This window comes from Streptomyces katrae, assembly GCF_000966975.1.
Lineage (GTDB): Bacteria > Actinomycetota > Actinomycetes > Streptomycetales > Streptomycetaceae > Streptomyces > Streptomyces katrae.
The window spans coordinates 1-6,890 of sequence record NZ_JZWV01001061.1; the positions used below are offsets into that span (position 1 = coordinate 1).

Annotated in this window: 6 protein-coding genes and 2 pseudogenes; 3 read left to right on the forward strand and 5 right to left on the reverse strand. The window is 73.7% G+C overall.

What is annotated here, in order from left to right; translation table 11 throughout:
- The 3 genes and pseudogenes from VR44_RS32230 to VR44_RS32240 form a co-directional block, all read right to left on the reverse strand.
- A pseudogene (locus tag VR44_RS32230) lies at nt 1–827 on the reverse strand (DNA-binding protein); the annotation flags it as partial.
- Complete coding sequence (locus tag VR44_RS32235) at nt 824–1,681, reverse strand: DUF4132 domain-containing protein (protein ID WP_045951174.1); 858 nt, start codon at nt 1,679–1,681, stop codon at nt 824–826. The gene VR44_RS32235 and the pseudogene VR44_RS32230, both read right to left, overlap by 4 nt.
- A gap of 250 nt (nt 1,682–1,931) precedes the next feature.
- Nucleotides 1,932–3,391, reverse strand: a pseudogene (locus VR44_RS32240) (MFS transporter).
- A 169-nt stretch (nt 3,392–3,560) separates the two neighbouring features.
- Between VR44_RS32240 and VR44_RS32245 the strand changes: the two are divergent.
- A complete protein-coding gene (locus VR44_RS32245; protein ID WP_045951175.1) occupies nt 3,561–4,007 on the forward strand; it encodes a MarR family winged helix-turn-helix transcriptional regulator in 447 nt (148 codons plus the stop codon).
- Between the two features lie 118 nt (nt 4,008–4,125).
- Here VR44_RS32245 and VR44_RS32250 read toward each other — a convergent pair whose 3' ends face one another.
- Nucleotides 4,126–4,623, reverse strand: a complete 498-nt coding sequence (locus VR44_RS32250) for a MarR family winged helix-turn-helix transcriptional regulator (protein WP_045951176.1) — start codon at nt 4,621–4,623, stop codon at nt 4,126–4,128.
- Nucleotides 4,624–4,743: 120 nt separating this feature from the next.
- Between VR44_RS32250 and VR44_RS32255 the strand changes: the two genes are divergently transcribed.
- Nucleotides 4,744–5,154, forward strand: coding sequence for an organic hydroperoxide resistance protein (locus VR44_RS32255; RefSeq protein ID WP_045951177.1), 411 nt, complete (start codon nt 4,744–4,746; stop codon nt 5,152–5,154).
- Between the two features lie 18 nt (nt 5,155–5,172).
- Here VR44_RS32255 and VR44_RS32260 read toward each other — a convergent pair whose 3' ends face one another.
- Nucleotides 5,173–5,628 (reverse strand): hypothetical protein, encoded by a 456-nt coding sequence (locus tag VR44_RS32260; RefSeq protein ID WP_052713936.1) that lies wholly within the window; start codon nt 5,626–5,628, stop codon nt 5,173–5,175.
- A gap of 177 nt (nt 5,629–5,805) precedes the next feature.
- On the opposite strand from VR44_RS32260, the gene VR44_RS32265 reads away from it, so the two are divergent.
- On the forward strand, nt 5,806–6,890 hold a 1,085-nt coding region (locus VR44_RS32265; RefSeq protein ID WP_094192057.1), incomplete at its 3' end, for a sensor histidine kinase.

Below are 6,890 nucleotides of genomic sequence, written 5' to 3' on the forward strand. Positions count from 1 at the left end.
GCCAGGTACTCCTGCTCGGGCAGGTTGCCGGTCAGCCCGGCCGCCCGGGCGAGGCGGCGCAGCTCGGTCGTGGCCTGCGCGGACGGCGCGAGGCCGCCCGCGGTCCGGCGTACGCACAGGCGGCGGAACCGGGTGAAGGCCTCGGCGGGGGAGACCCGCTGGGCGAGCTCCTTGCCGTAGCCGGTGAGCACCTTGACCGGCAGGGCGCCGGCCAGGGCGAACTCCAGGAAGACGGCGTCGAGGCGGTCCTCGTCGACGGCCAGGCCGTAGCGGGCCTCGGCGGCGCGGGCCCGGCCGAACAGCTGGGCGGCGTAGGTGGTGTTCTCGACGGCGAGGAAGACGCGGGCCGCCTGCTCCAGGAAGACGGGCAGGAAGTGCGGGAGGGAGGCGGCGAGCCGCTCGGAGATCTCGGTGCAGGCGTCGAGGGCGGCCTTGGGCTTGGTCTTCGCCTGCCGGGCCAGCCGGTCCAGCTCCGGGACCAGGGCGAGGGCGTGGTGCCCGTCCTCGGGGTGGTGCACGAGCACCCACTCGGGGAAGCCGAGCGCCTGCCGGCGGCCGAGGCCGACGACGGCGGGCTCGCCGTCCGGCACCAGGCCCAGGAAGCCCGCGGCGAGGTCCTCGGCGGCGCCCAGCTCGGCCGCGGCGAGCCGGACGACGACCCGCTCGTCCCCGAGCGCCGGGTGACGGTACGTCCGGGCGGTCAGCGGGACGGCCCCGGGGCCCGCGTCGGCGGTGTCCGCGGGCAGGACCGCGCCGGCGGCGAGCAGTTCGGAGCTCGCCGTCCGCGTGCCGGTGCCGGTGGTCTCGGTGCTGGTCTCGGTGCTCATGCGTTCCCGCCCTCCTCGATCTTGCGCCCGGCGTACAGCGCCGCGGCCATCCGCATCCCCTCGGACCAGGCCACCGGTCCGACCTCGCCGAGCCGTACGGCCCGGCCCTCCTCGTCGTGCCAGCTGAGGGCGCCGGTCTCCGACTCGTCCTCCCAGTAGGGCTCGCCGATCCACACGGCAGCCTCCACCGCCCGGCCGCCGTCGCGGACCCGGCAGGTGGCGTAGCCGCCGGAGACCCGGTAGCCGAGGCCGGTGGCGCGGGCCGCGAGGCTGAACCGGGAGGGGAACTTGCCGCCCGCGTAGTCCCGTACCTCGGTGGCGGACTCCTTGACGTCCTCGGGCCGGGTCCAGGTCGCCCGGTGGATCTGCTCCACCCGCTGGGTGATGTCCAGCTCGGCCGCGAACTCCCGTACGTCGTCCAGGTCGGGCAGCAGCACCGGATGCGGCAGGGTCACCGTGCGCGGGGAGAGGCGTACGGTCTCGCCGTCGAGGTTGACCACCTTGAGTTCGCCCGCGTCGGTGGCGTCGCGCAGGAAGCCCACCTCGTCGGGGTCGCCGTCGCCGACGACGGCCAGGTCGCGCAGGGCGGCCTGCCAGGCCTCGTCGCGCCAGACCCGGGCCAGCAGGGCGGTCGGCACCGGCAGCGAGGAGACCATCCAGCCGTCGACCTGGGCCGCGCAGGCGGCCTCGTGCCGGTCGAGCCACTCGGCGAGCCGGCGCAGCCGGTCCACCTCGGGATGGTCCCGCAGCGCCTTGGGGACCGTCTTCAACTGCCGCCCCGCGGGCCGTCGTACCGCGACCCGCCCCTCCACGAGGGAGACCTCGTACCCCTCGTCCAACGCCAGCCAAGCCATCAGCCGTGCCCCTCCGCCTGTCCGAAAACCATCTTGCGCAGCCCTGAGGAAGGCTCAAACGCCTGCCTGGCTGCGGTATGTCGGGAGACTAGCGAGCCCCACTGACAACGCCTCGCCGAGGGTGTGCGGGGGCCTGCCGCCGCAGCCGGGCCGAAGCCGCGCCGAAGCGGGTCCGGGGCCGTTCCGGGCCGGAGAACAGCGCTGCCCCCGGTCCTCGGGACCGGGGGCAGCGGCGGGGTGCGTACGGGGATCAGCGGGCGGAGGCGGTCTCCGCGGCCGGCTGCGGAGCGGAGCTCGCGGCGGCGCCCGAACCGGCGTTCACGGCCGTGCGCGGGCCGTGGCCGGAGCGCAGTCCCAGCCAGCTGATGAGGGCGACCAGCGCGAACGCGGCGGCCCCGATCCAGAAGGTGACGGTGAATCCGGACTCGGCCGGCAGCGGCGGGACGCCCTTGGGGAGGTGCTCGATGGTCTTGGACGCCAGGATCGTGGTGACGATGGCGCTGCCGATCGCGCTGCCGGTGGAGCGGGAGATCGAGTTGATGCCGTTGGCGATGCCGCTCTGGTGGTGCGGGACGCTCGACATGATCACGGCGGGCATGGCCGCGTAGCCGAAGCTGACGGCCGCGCCGACGACGACGCCCGCGCCGATGACCGAGGCGGTGTGGCCGTGGTCGAGGGCCAGCCACCCGAAGCCGGCGGCGCCGAGGGCGGCGGCGACGGAGAGCGCGAGACGATGGCACCGGGCAGCAGGAACTGGACGGAGGCGCGCAGGATGGAGGCGTCGAAGCCGTAGCCGGTGAGCTTCTGCGGCATCTGGACGAGGTAGGAGACGCCGAGGAAGTTCGCGAACATGCCGAACCCGACGAGGATGCCGGCCAGGTTGGCCATCAGCACCGGGCGGTGGACGAACATCTTCATGTCGACGAGCGGCTCGGCGACCTTGCCCTCGACCAGCACCCAGACGGCCGTCATCACGGCGGCGCCGGCGAAGCTGCCCAGGGTGCGGGCGGAGGACCAGCCCCACTCGTGGCCCTGGGAGATGGGCAGCAGGAGCAGCAGGAGGGCGATGCCCAGGGTCAGCGCGCCGAGGAAGTCGGTACGGCCGCCGGTCTTGTGACGGGTCGCCGGGACCAGGAAGACGACGGCGAGCAGGGCCAGCGTGGCGAAGCCGGTGGCCATCCAGAAGGCGTTGCGGTAGTCGGCGCCCTCACCGGAGGTCAGCAGGCCGGTGGCGACCAGGGCCAGGCCGCTGCCGAACGCGAGGGTGCCGCTGACCAGCGCCATCGCGCCGGGGAGCTTCTGCGGACGGACCTCCTCGCGCAGGACGGAGAGGGCCAGCGGGAAGATCGCGGTGGCGGCGCCCTGGAGCACCCGGCCCAGGATCAGCAGCGGCAGCGAGCTCGCGAGCGCCGCGACCACGGACCCCGCGACCATCACACCGAGGACGGCCACCAGGGTGGGCTTCTTGCCGTGCTGGTCGCCGAAGCGGCCGAGCAGGGGGGTGAAGACGGCGGCGGACAGCAGGGTGGCGGTGGTGACCCAGCTGACGTTGGCGGTGGAGGTGCCGAGGTCGTTGCGGATCAGGCCCAGGATCGGGACGGGCAGGGTCTGCATCATCGACACGACCATGGCGGCGAGGCTCAGGGCGAAGACGATGACCGTCTCGTTCCCGTTCCTGCCTTCTGCGGGGGCGGATGCGGCGGAGCTCATGGCTGCGGGGACCTTCTCAGTGCTTCGGTGCTTCGGAGTCCTGCGTCGGTTGTTTGAGGACGCAGATGTTTCATGTCATCAAGTACTTCTCCGAAGGTAGCCAGGGATAGTTAAGGTGGTCAAGTAAAAGGTTGATAATGTCAACGATCCTCGAGTATGGTCCGAGGTCATGAGCACCACCGCGACACGCCGCCCCGCCAAGCTGGAACTGCTGGAACTGCTCGCCGCGATCGGCACCGCCCAGTGGCGGGACTTCGCCGCCGCGGCCGCCCGGTACGGGCTGACCTCCACCCAGGCCAAGGTCCTGGCCCAGCTCGACGGCCCGGTGCCCATGCGCGGCCTCGCCTCCCTGCTCGCCTGCGACGCCTCGAACGTCACCGGGATCGTGGACCGGCTGGAGGCGCGCGGGCTGGTGCGGCGCGAGCCCGAGCCGAGGGACCGCCGGGTCAAGAACGTCGTCGCGACCGAGGAGGGGCGCGAGACCATGCGGCGGGTGCGCGAGGAGATGCAGGCCACGCACGGGGCGCTGGACACCCTGGACGAAGTGGAGGGCGCGACCCTCTATGCCCTGCTGGAGCGCCTGCGCCCGGCGATGGAGCGCCGCGCGGAGGTGTGAGGCCCGAGTTCCGGGCCGTGGGCCTGGAGTGTGCGACCGGTCGGAGGTCTGGGTACTCGGGACCGGGTCCTCGCGTCCAGGGCCCGGAAACCCCCGTCAGTCCCGGCTGGCACCCCCGTCAGTCCCGGCCGACGGAGTCCACGGCCGCGTCCAGGGCGGCCGTGAGCCGGCCGAGGCGTTCCTGTAGCTCGCGGATCTCGGCGAGCTCGAATCCGGTGGCCCGCGCGATCCGGCGCGGCACCTCCACCGCCCGCTCCCGCAGGGCGGCGCCCTCCTCCGTGAGCACCGCGTGCACGGACCGCTCGTCCTCGGTGCTGCGCTCGCGGCGGATCAGGCCGGCCGCCTCCAGGCGCTTGAGCAGCGGGGAGAGGGTGCCCGAGTCGAGCCGCAGGTGCTGTCCGAGCTGCTTGACCGGCATCGTCCCGTGCTCCCAGAGCACCAGCATCACCAGGTACTGCGGGTAGGTCAGCTCCAGGTCCTTCAGGATCACCCGGTAGAGCCCGCCGAAGGCGCGGTTCGCGGCGCCCAGCGCGAAGCAGATCTGCCCGTCGAGGCGGAGGAAGTCCTCGTCGCGGAGGGTGGCGCCGCGCTGCTCGGTCGTGGGCTGCTCGGTCATGGGCACCAGTCTACCCGAGCCGCCTTGTGAACGATTGAGTTGTGCACAACTGAATTGTGTGCTCTATTTGTGGTCGAGGGTCGGCCACCGGCCGCCCCGCCCCTCTGAAAGGACCTCCCGATGGACGCGCTGTACACCGCCGTCGCCACCGCCAACGGCCGCGAGGGCCGCGCCGTCAGCTCCGACGGCCAGATCGACCTCGCGCTCGCCATGCCCCCGGCGCTCGGCGGCAACGGCCAGGGCACCAACCCCGAGCAGCTCTTCGCCGCCGGGTACGCCGCCTGCTTCGCCAGCGCGCTGGGCCTGGTCGGCCGGCAGGCCAAGGTGGACACCGGCGACATCTCCGTCACCGCCGAGACCTCCATCGGCCAGGACGCGACCGGCTTCGGCCTGGCGGTGACCCTGCGCATCGAGCTGCCCGAGTCCCTGGAGGGGGAGACCGGCGCCCTGCTCGTCAAGCAGGCGCACGAGGTGTGCCCGTACTCCAAGGCCACCCGGGGCAACATCCCCGTCGAGCTCGTCATCGAGTAACGGGCCCGCTCCCGCCGCTCAGGCGGTGCGCCGCGCGGCCACCACCGCGCAGGCCACCGCCAGCGGCAGCTCCGCCCCGGCCGCCAGCAGCAGCGCCAGGCCCTGCCCGCCGGTCCCCGCCGAGGTGGTCACGTCGAACCAGGCGTCCATCACCAGCAGCGCCGCCGTCGCCGCCGCCACCGGCGCGACCCGCGGATCGCCCTTGCGCAGCAGCAGACCCGTCCCGGTCAGCCCGGCCGCCAGCATCGCGTCGAGGCCTATCCAGGCGGCGGACCAGTTGGACACCTCGGCCGTCCGCGGCATCGTCCCCGCCAGCACCACCATCCACGGCAGCAGCGCCAGCCCGCACCCGGTGAACACCGTGGCCGGCCGGGGCGGACGCCGGCCCGCCCAGCCGGACCACACCCGGCCGGCCGGCGTACGCAGGGCGACGGCGGGGCGGCGGGCCGGGAACCGAGGGGCGGCGAGGGCCATGGCGGCGGGTCTCCTTCCGGGCCGGCGGTCCGTCCGCCGGGCACACCACCACTCTGTCCGCCGGCGCCGCCGCGATCAGTAGCCCCACCGTCCGAACCCGGGGTGGTGCCAGGTACACCCCCCACCGGGCACCAGGGTGGTGGCATCCCCCCTGACCTGTGCGATTACCGTACGGGTATGGCAACTTGGGACGCCCTGAAGCGTTCGTACACCTGGACCGTGGGGCACACCCCGTGGTCGGCCTGGGCCTGGCGCAATACGGCCTTCAGCGTCGCGGCGATCCCGCCCGCGCTGCCGGTCGCCACCGGCCTCCTCCTGCTGACCGTGGCCGCACCCGGCCGCACCGCCCTCCCGCTCCTGCTCTGCCTGGCGCTCTCCCCGCTGCTGACGAAGCTCCAGCGCAGCCGCTTCCGGGTACTGCTCGGCCTGGACGTACCGCCCGTCGTCCACACCCACCCCTGGCGCACCGTACGCGGACTGTCCGAACGGCTGCGCTCCGAGGCGACCCGGCGCCAGTACGCCTACCACCTCGCCGTCAGCCCGCTCGCCGCCCTCGGGGCCGGCCTGCTCGTGCTCACCTGGGCCTGCGGCCTCGCCGGAGCCTCCGCCTACGCCTGGGTCTGGATGCTCCCCTCCGACGGCGAACTCCCCGACTTCGGCTGGACCCGCCAGTACGACCTCCTCACCGTCGGCGGCGCCCTCATGCTGCTCGCCGCACCCTGGATGGCGGCGCTCCTGACCCGGCTCGACGCCCTCGCCGCCGCCTCCCTCCTCGGCCCCAACCGGGCCCGCGAACTCCAGCGGCGCGTCGAGGACCTCGCCGAGAGCCGCGCCGGGGTGCTGGACGCCGCAGACATCGAACGCCGCCGCATCGAACGCGACCTGCACGACGGCGCACAACAGCGCCTGGTCTCCCTCGCCATGAACCTCGGCATCGCCCGCGCCACCCTCCAGGACCTCCCGCCCGAGGCCAAGGCCGTCATCGACGAGGCCCACCGCGAGGCGAAGGAGGCCATCGAGGAACTCAGCAACCTGGTACGGGGCCTGCACCCAGCCGTCCTGGAGGACCGCGGCCTCGACGCCGCCCTCTCCGGGATCGCCGCCCGCGCCCCGTTGCCCGTCGAACTCACCGTGGACCTCGCCGAACGCCCCGGCCCCACCGTCGAGGCCGTCGCCTACTTCGTCGTCTCCGAAGCCCTCGCCAACGTCGCCAAGCACGCCCGAGCCCGCCGCTGTTCGGTCACCGTCGCCCGGGTCCCGGG

Excerpts from the sequence above, each read along its gene's own strand:
- VR44_RS32235 (WP_045951174.1), bottom strand. The coding sequence starts at position 1,681 with ATGGCTTGGCTGGCGTTGGACGAGGGGTACGAGGTCTCCCTCGTGGAG.
- VR44_RS32245 (WP_045951175.1), top strand. The coding sequence starts at position 3,561 with ATGAGCACCACCGCGACACGCCGCCCCGCCAAGCTGGAACTGCTGGAA.
- VR44_RS32250 (WP_045951176.1), bottom strand. The coding sequence starts at position 4,623 with ATGACCGAGCAGCCCACGACCGAGCAGCGCGGCGCCACCCTCCGCGAC.
- VR44_RS32255 (WP_045951177.1), top strand. The coding sequence starts at position 4,744 with ATGGACGCGCTGTACACCGCCGTCGCCACCGCCAACGGCCGCGAGGGC.
- VR44_RS32260 (WP_052713936.1), bottom strand. The coding sequence starts at position 5,628 with ATGGCCCTCGCCGCCCCTCGGTTCCCGGCCCGCCGCCCCGCCGTCGCC.